The sequence below is a fragment of the Limnohabitans sp. Rim28 genome (assembly GCF_000293865.2).
In the GTDB taxonomy this organism is placed as follows: domain Bacteria; phylum Pseudomonadota; class Gammaproteobacteria; order Burkholderiales; family Burkholderiaceae_C; genus Limnohabitans_A.
On sequence record NZ_ALKN02000066.1, the window covers coordinates 1 to 345 of the forward strand.

Below are 345 nucleotides of genomic sequence, written 5' to 3' on the forward strand. Positions count from 1 at the left end.
CGCTGGCCGTGGTGGCTGCGCTCACGGTGGCCGCGTCAGACAGGGCCGCTGTCGCTGCGCTGGTGATGGCCGACAAGTCGGTGGGGGTCTCGCCTGCTGCTGTGGCCGCGGCGTTGGCTGCCGTCACAGCAGCGTTGACTGCATTGGCTGCGCTCGTGGCCGCTGCCGCCTTGGCCGTCAACGCTGTCTGGGCAGTCTCTACGGCCAGCAGTTGCGCCGGTGTGGCCGGGTCGCTCATGGCGCTCAGCGCGTTGGCAAGCGCCGTCTGCGCCGCATCCAGTTCGGTTTGCGCGGTGCCCAAAGCGGTGTTGGCGGTGTTGACCTCCTTTGCGGCTTACAGCCACA

At 69.0% G+C, this 345-nt stretch carries 1 pseudogene; it reads right to left on the minus strand.

The annotated features are described in order from the left end of the window. A pseudogene (locus B472_RS17050) lies at positions 1–301 on the minus strand (hypothetical protein); the annotation flags it as partial. Between the last annotated feature and the right edge of the window lie 44 nt (positions 302–345).